Source organism: Pseudomonas sp. MWU16-30323, from assembly GCF_020515595.1.
Classification (GTDB): domain Bacteria; phylum Pseudomonadota; class Gammaproteobacteria; order Pseudomonadales; family Pseudomonadaceae; genus Aquipseudomonas; species Aquipseudomonas yamanorum.
Window position 1 is genome coordinate 286,365 of sequence record NZ_JAIWYM010000001.1, and the last position, 15,446, is coordinate 301,810.

At 61.8% G+C, this 15,446-nt stretch carries 13 protein-coding genes and 1 pseudogene; 7 read left to right on the plus strand and 7 right to left on the minus strand.

What is annotated here, in order from left to right:
* Positions 1 to 38 precede the first annotated feature (38 nt).
* Positions 39 to 773, minus strand: coding sequence for a phosphoadenylyl-sulfate reductase (locus LIY45_RS01390; RefSeq protein ID WP_226475070.1), 735 nt, complete (start codon positions 771 to 773; stop codon positions 39 to 41).
* Between the two features lie 152 nt (positions 774 to 925).
* On the opposite strand from LIY45_RS01390, the gene thrH reads away from it, so the two are divergent.
* Complete coding sequence (gene thrH / locus LIY45_RS01395) at positions 926 to 1,543, plus strand: bifunctional phosphoserine phosphatase/homoserine phosphotransferase ThrH (RefSeq protein WP_017479097.1); 618 nt, start codon at positions 926 to 928, stop codon at positions 1,541 to 1,543.
* A 115-nt stretch (positions 1,544 to 1,658) separates the two neighbouring features.
* Here thrH and LIY45_RS01400 read toward each other — a convergent pair whose 3' ends face one another.
* The 6 genes and pseudogenes from LIY45_RS01400 to LIY45_RS01425 form a co-directional block, all read right to left on the minus strand.
* The gene (locus LIY45_RS01400) at positions 1,659 to 2,015 is read right to left on the minus strand and encodes a transcriptional regulator (protein ID WP_226475071.1); all 357 of its coding nucleotides are present in this window, start codon (positions 2,013 to 2,015) and stop codon (positions 1,659 to 1,661) included.
* A 17-nt stretch (positions 2,016 to 2,032) separates the two neighbouring features.
* A pseudogene (locus LIY45_RS01405) lies at positions 2,033 to 2,128 on the minus strand (type II toxin-antitoxin system HigB family toxin); the annotation flags it as partial.
* Between the two features lie 228 nt (positions 2,129 to 2,356).
* Entirely contained in the window at positions 2,357 to 3,697 is a 1,341-nt protein-coding gene (gene pabB, locus LIY45_RS01410; protein WP_226475072.1) for an aminodeoxychorismate synthase component I, read from the minus strand.
* A gap of 5 nt (positions 3,698 to 3,702) precedes the next feature.
* Entirely contained in the window at positions 3,703 to 4,689 is a 987-nt protein-coding gene (locus LIY45_RS01415; protein ID WP_226475073.1) for an alpha-L-glutamate ligase-like protein, read from the minus strand.
* Positions 4,689 to 6,221: an inactive transglutaminase family protein gene (locus LIY45_RS01420; RefSeq protein WP_017479094.1), complete on the minus strand. Its 1,533-nt coding sequence runs from the start codon at positions 6,219 to 6,221 to the stop codon at positions 4,689 to 4,691. Before LIY45_RS01420 ends, LIY45_RS01415 begins: the two co-directional genes overlap by 1 nt.
* A 5-nt stretch (positions 6,222 to 6,226) precedes the next feature.
* On the minus strand, positions 6,227 to 6,760 hold the full coding sequence (locus tag LIY45_RS01425) for an ATP-dependent zinc protease (protein WP_063032391.1): 534 nt from the start codon (positions 6,758 to 6,760) through the stop codon (positions 6,227 to 6,229).
* 272 nt (positions 6,761 to 7,032) lie between these two features.
* Between LIY45_RS01425 and LIY45_RS01430 the strand changes: the two genes are divergently transcribed.
* The 6 genes from LIY45_RS01430 (at position 7,033) to prpD (ending at position 15,372) form a co-directional block, all read left to right on the plus strand.
* Positions 7,033 to 7,746 carry a GntR family transcriptional regulator gene (locus LIY45_RS01430; RefSeq protein ID WP_008432676.1) on the plus strand — a complete coding sequence of 238 codons (714 nt, stop codon included), beginning with the start codon at positions 7,033 to 7,035 and terminating at the stop codon, positions 7,744 to 7,746.
* Entirely contained in the window at positions 7,743 to 8,636 is an 894-nt protein-coding gene (gene prpB, locus LIY45_RS01435; RefSeq protein WP_003214976.1) for a methylisocitrate lyase, read from the plus strand. Before LIY45_RS01430 ends, prpB begins: the two co-directional genes overlap by 4 nt.
* A 39-nt stretch (positions 8,637 to 8,675) precedes the next feature.
* On the plus strand, positions 8,676 to 9,803 hold the full coding sequence (prpC, locus tag LIY45_RS01440; RefSeq protein ID WP_226475074.1) for a 2-methylcitrate synthase: 1,128 nt from the start codon (positions 8,676 to 8,678) through the stop codon (positions 9,801 to 9,803).
* 205 nt (positions 9,804 to 10,008) lie between these two features.
* A complete protein-coding gene (gene acnD / locus LIY45_RS01445) occupies positions 10,009 to 12,603 on the plus strand; it encodes a Fe/S-dependent 2-methylisocitrate dehydratase AcnD (RefSeq protein ID WP_226475075.1) in 2,595 nt (864 codons plus the stop codon).
* 42 nt (positions 12,604 to 12,645) lie between these two features.
* Entirely contained in the window at positions 12,646 to 13,836 is a 1,191-nt protein-coding gene (gene prpF, locus LIY45_RS01450) for a 2-methylaconitate cis-trans isomerase PrpF (RefSeq protein ID WP_226475076.1), read from the plus strand.
* Between the two features lie 51 nt (positions 13,837 to 13,887).
* On the plus strand, positions 13,888 to 15,372 hold the full coding sequence (gene prpD / locus LIY45_RS01455) for a 2-methylcitrate dehydratase (RefSeq protein ID WP_226475077.1): 1,485 nt from the start codon (positions 13,888 to 13,890) through the stop codon (positions 15,370 to 15,372).
* The last annotated feature ends 74 nt before the right edge of the window (positions 15,373 to 15,446 follow it).

Below are 15,446 nucleotides of genomic sequence, written 5' to 3' on the forward strand. Positions count from 1 at the left end.
TGGTGACATTTCTGTGTACAGGTTTTTCGACCCAGGTGTTACGCCTTGCTGATGATGTTCCCGGCGTGCAACCCGCATTCTTTCTGGGTTGCTTCTTCCCACCACCAACGGCCTTCGCGTTCGTGCTGGTTCGGCAATACCGGGCGGGTGCAGGGCTCACAGCCGATGCTGATAAAGCCGCGCTCGTGCAGGCTGTTGTACGGCAGCTCGAGCATGCGGATGTAACCCCAGACTTCCTCGCTGGTCATCTGCGCCAGCGGGTTGAACTTGTACAGGGTGCGTTCCGGGGTGGAGAAGGCCGTATCAATTTCCAGCGCAGCCACCTGGCTGCGGGTGCCGGGGCTCTGGTCGCGGCGCTGGCCGGTGGCCCAGGCGCTTACGCCGGAAAGCTTGCGGCGCAGCGGTTCGATCTTGCGTACGCCACAGCACTCGCCATGGCCGTCCTTATAGAAACTGAACAGGCCCTTTTCCTTGACGAAGGGTTCCAGCTTGCTCTGGTCCGGCGAGATCAGTTCGATTTCGATCTTGTAGAACTCACGCACCTGCTCGATAAACCGGTAGGTCTCCGGGTGCAGGCGGCCGGTGTCGAGGCTGAACACCTTGACGTTCTTGTTCAGCTTCCAGGCCATGTCGACCAGCACCACGTCCTCGGCACCGCTGAAAGAGATCCACAGGTCGTCGCCAAACTGGCTGAACGCCAGCTTGAGAATGTCCTGGGCGGATTTGTTGGCATAAGTCGCGGCGAGTTCAGCGACGTCGAAGGCTTGGTTCATCAGGACGGTTCCTACAGGTCAATGGCGCTTAGCGCTCTATAGGGGGGCGATGGTAACAAAATCCCGGCTGCGTTGCGGCGGCCAGCATGAATCGCTAGAGTTCGGCAGTCCTTTTGCTCGCTCAACTCAATAACGTTAAATGGGAGTGTCTTGTGGAAATTGCCTGTCTCGACCTGGAAGGCGTACTGGTCCCGGAAATCTGGATCGCCTTCGCCGAAAAAACCGGTATTGAATCCTTGCGGGCCACCACCCGGGACATTCCCGACTACGACGTGCTGATGAAACAGCGCCTGCGTATTCTTGATGAACACGGGCTGAAGCTCTCGGACATCCAGGAAGTGATCGCCACCCTCAAGCCCCTGGACGGCGCCATCGAGTTCGTCAACTGGCTGCGCGAGCGCTTCCAGGTGGTGATCCTGTCGGACACCTTCTATGAGTTCTCCCAGCCACTGATGCGTCAACTGGGCTTCCCGACCTTACTGTGCCATCGGTTGATCACCGACGAGAACGACCGGGTGGTGAGCTACCAACTGCGCCAGAAAGATCCGAAGCGTCAGTCGGTGCTGGCCTTCAAGACCTTGTACTACCGAGTGATTGCCGCCGGTGATTCCTACAACGACACCACCATGCTGGGTGAAGCCGACCGCGGGATTCTGTTCCACGCGCCGGAGAACGTGATCCGCGAGTTCCCGCAGTTCCCGGCGGTGCATTCGTTTGAGGACTTGAAGAAAGAGTTCATCAAGGCGTCGAATCGGCAGTTGAGCCTGTAAGTTATTTGGCGTGGCTGACGCCTCATCGCAGGCAAGCCAGCTCCCACATGTTGACCGCGCTCCCCTGTGGGAGCCGGGCTTGCCCGCGATGGGGCCGGTGTGGCCACTGCACAGCCTAGGCCCCTGCCAGCAGACTCTCATAAGGAATGCGCAAGCCTTCATGCAGGCGTTTGATCATCGACAAGCTCAGTTTGCGCTTGTGGTTCAGCACTTCAGAAACCCGCCCGCTCGGACCTATGAAAGGCTCCAGGTCACGGGCGGTCAGGCCTAGTTGCTCCATTCGAAATTTAATTGCTTCTACGGGATCCGAAGGCGGCATTGGGTAATGCTCTGCTTCGTACTTTTCGATAAGTATTGCGAGAATTTCCAGCTCGTCACCCTCAGGCGAGCCGATTTCCGCTTCCCAAAGCTGCTCGACGCGCGCGAGCGCAGCCGTCAGGTCTTCCTGGGAATGAATAGGTTTGATGTTCATCACACGGTCTCCGCATTATGGCGATACAGCTCGACCAGCGGCGTTTTGGCATCCCTGTAACCGGGTTGGCTTTCCCAGAATATTCGCAAGGCAGACAGAGCGATTATCCGCATCGCTGCAACCTCCCAATTTGGGAGCTGATAGGTGCGGTTAAGGGCAGATGCAATCTCGGAAATCTTTCCTGACAAGTAGGCAGTCGTTTCATGTGATCCTTCACAGACGGCTGGTGGACGGTTGAAGCCGGACGCTATCGTCCGACTTCAGCTCCGTCCACTTCAGTACTGATTCAGGTTTTTTCTGCTGCTTGGCTCCGCGTCGCAGAGCCAGGGAGGGGCTGCGTGCTACAGGCTTTCCAAGGTTTGTAACAACACCCGCACCTTGGTCATCGACTCCTGGTACTCCGCCTGCCACTCCGAGTCCGCGACAATCCCGCCGCCGCCCCAGCAGCACACCTGCCCATCCTTGACCAACAGGCTGCGGATCGCGATAGAGCTGTCCATCTCGCCGCGCACGTCCAGGTATAACAACGAACCGCAGTACAACCCGCGCCGGGTTGGCTCCAGCTCGTCGATGATCTGCATCGCGCGGATCTTCGGTGCGCCGGTGATGGAGCCACCGGGGAAGCTGCCGGCGATCAGGTCCAGGGCGTCTTTATCGTCGGCCAATTCGCCGGTCACGCTGCTGACCAGATGATGCACGTTGGGATAGCTTTCCAGGCTGAACAACTCCGGGACTTTCACCGAGCCGGTACGGCAGGTGCGGCCCAGGTCGTTGCGCAGCAGGTCGACGATCATCAGGTTCTCGGCACGATCCTTGGGGCTGGCCAGCAGTTCGGCGGCGTTGGCTGCATCTTCCGCAGGCGTCGCACCCCGTGGCCGGGTGCCCTTGATCGGGCGGGTTTCCACTTGGCGCTGGCTGATTTTGACGAAGCGCTCCGGTGACAAACTGAGCACTGCGCCCTCGTCCGGCAGGCTCTGGAACCCGGAAAACGGCGTCGGGCAGGCGTCCCGCAAAGCGCAGTAGGCCACCCACGGATCGCCGACGCACGGGGCGCGGAAGCGTTGGGCAAAGTTGACCTGGTAGCAGTCACCGGCCTGGATGTAGTCCTGGATGCGGGCGAGGGCGTGTTTGTAGGTGTCGGCTGTCACGTCCGGGGCCATCGGGCCTTGCAGCTTGAACGTGGCCGATGGGCTGATGGCCGGCTCGCCGAACAAGGTGATCAGGCGTTGCCGTTCGCTTTCCGCCAGGTTGGGGTGGAACACCAGTTGGCTGGTCTGCGCCTGGTGATCGCTGATCAAGGCCCAGGCGTACAGGCCAAAGCGCGCATCCGGCAGGTGCAGGTCGTCCACGGCCAGGTGCGGCAGTTGTTCAAGATGGCGACCGAAGTCATAGCTCAGGTAACCGATCAGGCCACCGGCAAACGGCAGTGCGTAGGGCGCGGGAATCGTGGCTTCACCCAGCAACCTCAGGTTTTCTCGCAAGCGGTGCAGGAAATCGCTGCCGCTTTCGTCCGGCAGTACCGTCAGTGTCGTCTCGGGCCAGGCGCTCAGCAGGTCATAACGGCCGCGCTCGGCAGCCGGTCGGCCGCTGTCCAGCAGCACCGCGCCGGGGGCATGGCGGATGGCTGCAAAGTATTCGGCAGGGTTGGCCCGGTAGGGCAGCGGGTGTACGGAACAGGTCACTGGGTTTATCCCTCGACCGCCGGAATATGCCCAAACATCTCCTGCACAAACTTCACCCGCTCTTCCGGCGTTTCCGTCACGCCTGCGGCCTTCAGCTCTTCCAATCGGGCCTCCACCGCATGGGTGCGCAAGGTCAGGCCGCAGTCGTTGGCGATCTGTATGTTCAGCCCCGGGCGAGCGTTAAGCTCCAGGATCAATGGACCCTTTTCCTGGTCCAGCACCATGTCCACGCCGATGTAACCCAACCCACACAGCTCGTAGCAGCCGGCGGCGAGCTTCATGAAGCCGTCCCAGTTGGGCAGTTGCACGCCATCCACCGCGTTGGTGGTGTCCGGGTGCTTGGTAATGATGCTGTTCAGCCAGGTGCCGCGCAGGGTCAGGCCGGTGGCCAGGTCGACACCCACGCCAATCGCGCCCTGGTGCAGGTTGGCCTTGCCGCCGGACTGACGGGTCGGCAAGCGCAGCATGGCCATCACCGGGTAGCCCATCAGCACAATGATGCGGATGTCCGGCACACCTTCGTAGCTGATGCTTTTGAAGATCTGGTCGGGCACCACCCGGTATTCGATCAGCGCCCGGTCACGGTGGCCACCGAGGGAATACAGGCCGGTGAGGATGCTGGAAATCTGATGCTCGATCTCTTCATGGCTGATGATCTTGCCGGAGACCGTGCGATAGCGCCCTTCAAAACGGTCGGCGATCACCAGGATGCCGTCACCGCCGGCACCCTGGGCCGGTTTGATCACGAAGTCGCTGCGCCCGCCGATGATCTCGTCGAGCTTGTCGATTTCCTTCTCGGTGGAAATGACCCCGTACATTTCCGGCACGTGGATGCCGGCGGCCATGGCCCGTTCCTTGGTGATGATCTTGTCATCGACGATCGGGTACAGGCTGCGCTTGTTGTACTTGAGCACGTAGTCGGCATTACGCCGGTTGATGCCCATGATCCCCCGCGCTTCCAGGGCCTTCCAGGTCTTCCAGAAGCCGAACATTACGAATCAGCCTTGAGGAAGGCCTTGAAACGTACCAGTTCGGTCAGGCGGTAGCCGCGATAACGACCCATGGCCAGCATGAAGCCCACCAGGATCAACAGGATCGCCGGGAAGGTGAACACGAAGTAGATCAGCTCCGGCACGCTCATGATGATGTGGGCCAGGGATGCGGCGAACAGCGTGCCGATCGCGACTTTCATCGCATGGCCGCCGCCACGTTCTTCCCAGGTGATCGACAGGCGTTCGATGGTCATGGTCAGGATCACCATCGGGAACAGCGCCACCGACAGCCCGCGCTCCAGGCCCAGCTTGTGGCTGAACAGGCTGATGGCCGCGATCAGCACCACCACGAAGGTCAGCACCACCGAGAGCCTCGGCAGCATCTGCAGCTTCAAGTGTTCCAGGTAAGACCGCAGCGACAGCCCCAGCGCCGTAATAATGGTGAACAACACAATCCCGAAGCCCAGTTGTGTCTCGCGGAACGCCAGGGCAATCAGTACCGGGGTAAAGGTGCCGAGGGTCTGCAGGCCGATCAGGTTGCGCAGGATCAGGATCACCAGCACGCCAATCGGGATCATCACCATGATCATGAAGGTCTGTTGGGTTTGCAGCGGCAGGCCGTACAGCGAGTATTCGAGGAAGTTGGCGTCGGTGTTTTCGTCCGTCAGCTTGGCCAGGCGAATCGCGTTCATTTCGCTGTTGTTGAGGCTGAAGGTCACCATGGCCTTTTTGCCGCCATCGACGGTGATCAGGTTTTCATCGCCGGTCCACCACAGCAGGCGGTCGGCTGGCAGGCCTTGCTCGCCGGTGTCGGGGTTGAAGTACAGCCAGTCATTGCCATTGAAGCTGCGTAGCCAGAGTTCCGGGGTTTGCGGCTGGTCGGCCACCAGGCGGATGGTGTGGACCTTTTCCACCGGCACGTGGGCGATGGACAGCAGCAGCTCGACGATCTTGGCCTTGTGCGGCGTCGACGGGTCGCCCGCCAGCAGCAGCTTCACGTTGTCGTCGTTGAGGTTGTTGGTGCGCTTGATGGCTTCGCTGATAAAGGTCTCGACGTCGGCCGAGTGCTGGCGGATCGGCGCCAGCAGGGCTTCGGCGGCGATCTTTTCCGGGCCTTCGACGGCGATGCTGTCGCGGAAGGTCGGGCCCTTGATCTTGACCTTTTCACCGCTGTAGCGCTTGGTCAGCACCAGGCGGTAGTAGAGGGTCTGGTTGCCCTTGGCCCGGCGGGCCGACCAGGTGACCTTGCGGTTGCCGTCGAGGCGATTGACGCTGACGCCGTAGTTATTCGAGATGAAGCTTTCATTCAGGCTGACGAAGTCGCGGCTCAGGGGCGGCACGAACATCTGGATTTTCACCGGGTCCTTGGCGTTGGCGACGAACTCGACCTTGGCGTCGATGTTCCACAGGTCGTCGGTGGCGTCCTCGGTGACGGGTATCCCCAGCACGAAAATCTGATAGGCGGTGACCGAAATGCCCAATACCACCAAAACGGCGATCAGGATTTTCAGGTGCAGATTAAGAGAGCGCATTCAAATTACTCAGCGGTATGAGCGTCGGTGGCGCAGGCAGGTTTGCCCGCCGCGTATTTAAGACTGGGGTCGACCAGCGCATCAAAGCGTTTCAGCGCTTCGGAGCCGATCAGCAGCGGGTATTGGAAGGCGCTGCGGTCAGTCAAGTTCACTTCGATACTGCGTAAAGCGGTGCCCATGCAGATGTCCAGGGCAATCACTGGACGGGCGGTGTAGTTCTTGTCCTCATCGGGGTCGTAGTCACCGGCGCGGCGCTTGATCTTGCTCACGCGGGCCAGGGGACGCTCGATGGGGTGGGAATGTGCGGTGTCGATGGCCAGGTAGAAGCGCACCCAGGATTCACCGTTGCGCTTGAAACGCTTGATGTCGCGGGCGCTCAAGGACGCAGTCTTGGCGCCGGTGTCGAGTTTGGCGGCCACTTCCAGGTCGATGCCGGCCAACTTGGCGTATTCATTGAGCCCATACACGGTCTTCTCGGCAGCAACGCCAAGGCCCGGCATAAGCAGTAGAAGCAAAAGGGGGAAGGGCTTGAGTCTCATAAATCCTGACGCGGTGCAGTGCGATGTTCAATTCAAGGCGACTGGCATTGCTGCGCAAGCTCCCTCGTGCGCCTTTTCATCCAGGGATGTGAGGCAAAAGTGGCCGGCATTCTAACATGAAGGTTTTCTTGCGCCAGCGCTGGCAGCCGGCCATGCCCTGATAGAGTGCAAGGCGGGTTATTAGACGATTGTCGACAATGTGTATTTATTCTTTGACTATCTTGGGCTGATTGGCTAGTTTTTGCCGCATTGCTTTTAAAGGTGTCGACAATATGCTGGATCAACTGGAGACCCCAGTGATGGCCCAAGACGATTCCCAGACCATGTCCGAGAACGTCTTCCGGCGTATCCAGGCCGCCATCGTCAAGGGCGAGATCGCCCCCGGCAGCAAGATCTCCGAGCCGGAACTGGCACGCACCTATGGCATCAGCCGTGGCCCGCTGCGCGAGGCGATCCACCGTTTGGAAGGCCAGCGCCTGCTGGTGCGCATCCCCCACGTGGGCGCACGAGTGGTGTCCTTGAGCCATGAAGAGCTGATCGAACTCTACGAAATCCGCGAATCCCTGGAAGGCATGGCCTGTCGCCTGGCCGCCGAGCGCATGACCGACGCCGAGATCGAAGAGTTGCGCCAGGTGCTGCACACCCACGAACGCGATGCGGCCTTCCAGGCCGGTGTCGGCTATTACCAGCAGGAAGGCGACTTCGACTTTCATTACCGGATAATTCAAGGCGCCGGTAACCGCACCCTGACCCAAATGTTGTGCGGCGAGCTGTATCAGCTGGTGCGCATGTACCGCATCCAGTTCTCCGCCACCCCCAATCGTCCACGCCAGGCCTTTGCCGAGCATCACCGCATTCTTGACGCGATTGCCGATCGCGACGGTGAACTGGCCGAGTTGTTGATGCGCCGTCATATCGGCGCTTCCAAACGCAACATTGCCCGTCACTTCCCGGACGGCGCTCCCCAATCACGAGGTGAGTCATGAGTTCCAATAACAACACTACTCCAGGCCAGCGTTTCCGTGACGCCGTGGCCAGCGAACACCCATTGCAGGTGGTCGGCGCGATCAACGCCAACCACGCGCTGCTGGCCAAGCGTGCCGGTTTCAAGGCGATCTACCTGTCGGGTGGCGGGGTGGCGGCCGGCTCCCTCGGCGTACCGGACCTGGGCATCACCGGCCTGGATGACGTGCTGACCGACGTGCGCCGCATCACTGACGTGTGCGACCTGCCGCTGTTGGTGGACGTGGACACCGGTTTTGGCTCCTCCGCATTCAACGTCGCGCGCACCGTCAAGTCGATGATCAAGTTCGGCGCGGCGGCGATCCATATTGAAGACCAGGTGGGCGCCAAGCGTTGCGGTCATCGTCCGAATAAAGAAATCGTGTCCCAGCAGGAGATGGTCGACCGCATCAAGGCCGCCGTGGATGCGCGCACCGATGACAGCTTCGTGATCATGGCCCGCACCGACGCACTGGCCGTGGAAGGTCTGGAATCCGCCCTGGAACGTGCCGCCGCCTGCATCGAGGCCGGCGCCGACATGGTGTTCCCGGAGGCCATCACTGAGCTTGAAATGTACAAACTGTTCGCCTCCCGGGTGAAGGCGCCGATCCTGGCTAACATCACCGAATTCGGTGCGACACCTCTCTACACAGTCGATCAACTGAAATCTGCGGATGTTTCCATCGTCCTGTACCCGCTCTCGGCCTTCCGCGCCATGAACAAGGCCGCCGAAAACGTCTACACCGCGATCCGTCGCGACGGCACCCAGCAGAACGTGATCGACACCATGCAAACCCGCATGGAGCTTTACGATCGCATCGACTACCACACCTTCGAGCAGAAGCTCGACGCGCTGTTCGCCGCCAAGAAGTAACGCGAGCGCTCACTAATAACTACAAGATTGGAGATAACCATGGCCGAAGCAAAAGTACTCAGTGGAGCCGGCCTGCGTGGCCAGGTTGCCGGGCAGACCGCACTGTCCACCGTAGGCCAGGCCGGTGCCGGCTTGACCTACCGCGGCTACGACGTGCGCGAACTCGCCGCCGACGCGCAGTTTGAAGAAGTCGCCTACCTGCTGCTCTACGGCGAACTGCCGACCAAGGCCGAGCTGGCCGCCTACACCGCCAAGCTCGGCAAACTGCGTGACCTGCCCCAGGCGCTGAAAGAAGTGCTGGAACGCATCCCCGCCGACGCCCACCCGATGGACGTGATGCGCACCGGTTGTTCGTTCCTGGGCAATATCGAGCCGGAGAAAGACTTCTCTGTGCAGCGCGACGTGACCGACCGCCTGCTGGCGGCGTTCCCGGCGATCATGTGCTACTGGTACCGCTTCAGCCACGATGGCCTGCGCATCAATTGCGTGACCGACGAGCCGTCCATCGGCGGTCACTTCCTGCACCTGCTGCACGACAAGAAGCCCAGCGACTTGCACGTCAAGGTGATGAACGTCTCGTTGATCCTCTACGCCGAGCACGAGTTCAACGCCTCGACGTTCACCGCCCGCGTGTGTGCGTCGACCCTGTCGGACCTGTATTCCTGCGTCACCGCTGCCATCGGCTCCCTGCGCGGCCCGCTGCACGGCGGGGCCAACGAAGCGGCGATGGAGATGATCGAGCGTTTCTCGTCCGCCCAGGAAGCGGTGGAAGGCACCCTCGGCATGCTGGCGCGCAAGGACAAGATCATGGGCTTCGGTCACGCGATCTATAAAGACAGCGACCCGCGTAACGAGGTGATCAAAGGCTGGTCGAAAAAACTCGCGCAGGAGGTGGGCGACACCGTGTTGTTCCCGGTTTCCGAAGCCATCGACAAGACCATGTGGGAGCAGAAGAAACTGTTCCCCAACGCCGACTTCTACCATGCCTCGGCGTACCACTTCATGGGCATCCCGACCAAGCTGTTCACGCCGATTTTCGTCTGCTCGCGGCTGACAGGATGGGCCGCGCATGTATTTGAACAGCGTGCCAACAATCGCATCATCCGTCCGAGCGCCGAGTACATCGGCGTCCCGCAGCGCAAGTTCGTGCCAATCGAACGTCGCTGAGTGGTGGGAATCTGAGGCGCCGGTTTTCAGGATCGGAACCGGTTCAATGTGGGAGCTGGCTTGCCTGCGATAGCATCACCTCGGTGTAACTGACACACCGAGGTGCCTGCATCGCGGGCAAGCCCGGCTCCCACAGGGACCGTGTTCATCCAGGCCCATGCCACAGGTTTTTGCTGTACACCTTACCGTGACCGAGTCCGAGCCTATGAACACTGAACACCGCAAACCGCTCCCCGGCAGCCGCCTCGATTTCTTTGATGCCCGCGCGGCGGTCGATGCAATCACCCCCGGCGCCTACGCCACACTGCCGTACACCTCCCGCGTGCTCGCCGAAAACCTGGTGCGTCGCTGCGACCCCGCAACCCTCAACGCCTCCCTCAGCCAACTGATCGAACGCAAACGCGACCTCGACTTCCCGTGGTTCCCGGCCCGTGTGGTGTGCCACGACATTCTCGGCCAGACCGCCCTGGTGGACCTCGCCGGCCTGCGCGATGCCATCGCCCTGCAAGGCGGCGACCCGGCCCAGGTCAACCCGGTGGTGCCCACTCAACTGATCGTCGACCACTCCCTGGCCGTCGAAGCGGGTGGTTCTGACCCGCAGGCATTCGAGAAAAACCGCGCCATTGAAGACCGTCGCAACGAAGACCGCTTCCACTTTATCGAGTGGACCAAAAAGGCCTTCAAGAACGTCGACGTGATCCCGCCGGGCAACGGCATCATGCACCAGATCAACCTGGAGAAAATGTCCCCGGTGATCCAGGTGCGCGACGGCGTGGCCTTCCCGGATACCTGCGTCGGCACCGACAGCCACACGCCTCATGTGGACGCGCTGGGGGTGATCGCCATCGGCGTTGGCGGCCTCGAAGCGGAGAGCGTGATGCTCGGCCGCGCCTCGTGGATGCGCCTGCCGGAAAGCGTCGGTGTGGAGCTGACGGGCAAGCTGCAACCGGGCATCACCGCCACCGACATGGTGCTGGCGTTGACCGAGTTCCTGCGCAAGCAAAAGGTCGTGGGGGCGTGGCTGGAGTTCTTCGGCGAAGGCGCTTCGGCGCTGACCCTGGGCGACCGCGCCACCATCTCCAACATGGCCCCGGAATACGGCGCCACGGCGGCGATGTTCTACATCGACCAACAGACCATCGCCTACCTCAAGCTCACTGGCCGTGAAGACGAACAAGTCACCCTGGTGGAGCAATACGCTCGCCACACCGGCCTGTGGGCGGACGACCTCAAGGGCGCGCAATACGAGCGTGGCCTGAGCTTCGATTTGTCCTCGGTGGTGCGCAACATGGCCGGCCCGAGCAACCCCCACGCCCGCGTCGCCACCAGCGACCTGGCGGCCAAGGGCATCTCTGGCCAGTGGGATGACGTGCCGGGGCAAATGCCCGACGGCGCGGTGATCATCGCTGCCATCACCAGTTGCACCAACACCAGCAACCCGCGCAACGTGATTGCCGCCGGCCTGCTGGCGCGCAATGCCAACAAACTCGGGCTGGCCCGCAAGCCGTGGGTCAAGTCGTCCCTGGCGCCGGGTTCGAAAACCGTCGCCATGTACCTCGACGAAGCCGGGCTGACCACCGAACTGGAGCAGTTGGGTTTCGGCGTGGTGGCGTTTGCGTGCACCACCTGCAACGGCATGTCCGGCGCACTCGACCCGGTGATCCAGCAAGAGATCATCGACCGCGACCTGTACGCCACCGCCGTGCTGTCGGGTAACCGCAACTTCGATGGCCGTATCCACCCGTATGCCAAGCAAGCATTCCTCGCTTCGCCGCCGCTGGTGGTGGCCTATGCGATTGCCGGCACCATCCGTTTTGATATCGAGAAGGACGTGCTGGGCCTGGATGCCAACGGCAAGGAAATCCGCCTGAAGGACATCTGGCCGAGCGACGAAGAAATCGATGCAGTGGTCAAGACATCGGTCAAGCCGGAGCAGTTCCGCCAGGTCTACATCCCGATGTTCGCGATCCACGAAGACACCGGCCCGAAGGTCACGCCGCTGTACGACTGGCGCCCGCAGAGCACCTATATCCGCCGTCCGCCGTACTGGGAAGGCGCCCTGGCCGGCGCGCGTCCGCTCAAGGGCATGCGCCCGCTGGCGGTGCTGCCGGACAACATCACCACCGATCACCTGTCGCCGTCCAACGCGATCATGCTCGACAGCGCCGCCGGTGAATACCTGGCGAAAATGGGCCTGCCGGAAGTCGACTTCAACTCCTACGCGACCCACCGCGGCGACCACTTGACCGCGCAGCGCGCCACCTTCGCCAACCCGAAACTGTTCAATGAAATGGTGGTTGAAGACGGCAAGGTCAAGCAGGGTTCGCTGGCGCGCCTGGAGCCGGAAGGCAAGGTCACGCGCATGTGGGAGGCCATCGAAACCTACATGGAGCGCAAGCAGCCGCTGATCATCATTGCCGGCGCCGACTACGGCCAGGGTTCGTCCCGGGACTGGGCGGCCAAGGGCGTACGCCTGGCGGGTGTGGAAGCGATCGCCGCCGAAGGTTTCGAGCGCATCCACCGTACCAACCTGGTGGGCATGGGCGTGTTGCCGCTGGAGTTTCTGCCGGGCACCGACCGCAAGACCCTGAAGATCGACGGCACGGAAACCTACGACGTGATCGGCGAACGCACCCCGCGTGCGCAGCTGACCTTGTTGATCAACCGCAAGAATGGCGAGCGTGTCGAGGTGCCGGTGACCTGCCGCCTGGACACGGCTGAAGAAGTGTCGATCTACGAGGCGGGCGGCGTGTTGCAACGCTTTGCCCAGGACTTCCTGGAATCGGCTGTTACTGCCTGACAACTGTGGCCGGGGTTTGCGCCCCGGCCCATGAGGACCACCATGGCACACGTACCGCAGATCAAGATTCCCGCCACCTACATGCGTGGCGGTACCAGCAAGGGTGTGTTTTTCAACCTCAAGGATTTGCCCGAGTCCGCCCAGGCGCCGGGTGCGGCGCGAGATGCGTTGTTGTTGCGGGTGATCGGCAGCCCCGACCCGTACGACAAGCAGATCGACGGCATGGGCGGCGCGACGTCCAGCACCAGCAAAACCGTGATCCTCGCCAAAAGCACCCGCGCCGATCACGACGTCGACTACCTGTTCGGGCAGGTGTCCATCGACAAACCGTTCGTGGACTGGAGCGGCAATTGCGGCAACCTGTCGGCGGCGGTGGGTTCGTTCGCCATCAGCGCCGGCCTGGTAGATGCCGCGCGCATTCCGCACAACGGCGTGGCCGTGGTGCGGGTGTGGCAGGCGAATATCGGCAAGACCATCATCGCTCACGTACCGATCACTGACGGTGCGGTGCAGGAAACCGGTGACTTTGAACTCGACGGCGTGACCTTCCCGGCCGCCGAGGTGCAACTGGAATTCATGGACCCGGCGGCGGAAGAAGAGGGCGGCGGTGGCTCGATGTTCCCTACCGGCAACCTGGTGGATGACCTGGAAGTGCCGGGTGTCGGCACGTTCAAGGCGACGCTGATCAATGCCGGGATTCCCACCATCTTCATCAACGCCCAGGACCTGGGGTACACCGGCACCGAGCTGCAGGGCGCGATCAATGGCGACCCCAAAGCGCTGGCGATGTTTGAAACCATTCGTGCTCACGGCGCGTTGCGCATGGGCTTGATCAAACACCTGGACGAAGCGGCCCAGCGCCAGCACACGCCGAAGGTGGCGTTTGTGGCCCGGCCCGCGGATTACGTAGCGTCCAGTGGCAAGGCGATCAAGGCGGGTGATGTGGACCTGCTGGTGCGGGCGTTGTCCATGGGCAAGTTGCACCACGCAATGATGGGCACGGCGGCGGTGGCGATTGGCACGGCGGCGGCGATTTCCGGCACGCTGGTGAACTTGGCGGCAGGCGGCGTGGAGCGCAATGCGGTGCGGTTCGGGCATCCGTCCGGGACGCTGCGGGTAGGCGCCGAGGCCAGCCAGGTCGACGGTGAATGGGTGGTGAAAAAGGCCATCATGAGTCGCAGTGCGCGGGTGCTGATGGAAGGTTTCGTACGCGTCCCCGGCGACGCTTTCTAACCGATCGTTCCCAGAGGATGGACCACACCTAACCCACTTTGGAGTACTGCCATGAGCGCCAACGTCGACCAGAACAACCGCCCCGACTACGACCAGGTCCTGCAGGACATCGCCGACTACGTCCTGGACTTCAGGATCGAGTCCCGCGATGCCCTGGACACCGCCCGCAACTGCCTGATGGACACCCTCGGTTGCGGCCTGCTGGCCCTGCGTTTCCCGGAGTGCACCAAGCACCTGGGGCCGATCGTGGAAGGCACGGTGGTGCCGTTCGGCGCGCGGGTGCCGGGCACCTCGTTCCGCCTGGACCCGGTCAAGGCCGCGTGGGACATCGGCTGCATCGTGCGCTGGCTCGACTACAACGACACCTGGCTCGCCGCCGAGTGGGGGCATCCCTCGGATAACCTCGGCGGTATTCTCGCGGTCGCCGATCACCTCTCGCAAAAACACGTGGCCAATGGCGAAGCGCCGCTGACCGTGCGGGCCGTGCTGGAGGCGATGATCATGGCCCACGAAATCCAGGGCGTGATCGCTCTGGAAAACTCCTTCAACCGCGTCGGCCTCGACCATGTGCTGCTGGTGAAAGTCGCCTCCACTGCCGTCACCGCCAAACTGATGGGCGCCAACCGTGAGCAACTGCTGTCGGCCTTGTCCCAGGCGTTTGTCGATGGCCAGGCGTTGCGTGCTTATCGCCATGCGCCGAACGCCGGTTCGCGCAAGTCGTGGGCGGCGGGGGATGCGTCGAGTCGCGGGGTGCGCCTGGCGGATATCGCCATGCGCGGCGAGATGGGCATTCCCGGCGTGTTGAGCGCGCCGCAGTGGGGCTTTTATGACGTGCTGTTCAGCCACACCAACAAGGACCTGGCGCTCAAGCCCGAGGACAAGCGCGCCTTCAGCCTGTCCCAGCCCTACGGCACGTATGTGATGGAGAACGTGCTGTTCAAGATCAGCTTCCCCGCCGAGTTCCACGCACAAACCGCCTGTGAAGCGGCGGTCACCTTGCACCCGCACGTGAAGAATCGCCTGCATGAGATCGACAGGATTGTCATCACCACTCACGAGTCGGCGATCCGGATCATTTCCAAGGTCGGACCACTGGCCAATGCGGCTGACCGCGACCATTGCCTGCAATACATGACCGCCGTGCCGCTGGCGTTTGGCAATCTGGTGGCCGAGCAATACGAAGATGAGTTCCACGCGGCCCATCCGATCATCGATGAGTTGCGGGAGAAGATGGTCATCGTCGAAGACCCGCGCTACAGCCGCGAATACCTGGAGGCTGACAAACGCTCCATCGCCAATGCGGTGCAGGTGTTCTTCAAGGATGGGTCCAGCACCGAACAGGTGGCTGTGGAATACCCGATTGGCCATCGCCGCCGCCGGGCGGATGGCATTCCGTTGCTGGAGGACAAGTTCAAGGCCAACCTGGCGACCCGCTTTACTGCCCAGCGCAGTGGCCAGATCTTTGCCTTATGCAAGGATCTGGCGCGGCTTGAGACGACACCGGTGCAGCGGTTTGTGGATCTGTTCGTAGTCTGAAAAAGGCGCTCCCACGGGGGCGCCTTTTATCCTGAAACATTTTGCTGGTGATGCATCCTACTGTTCAGGAACCG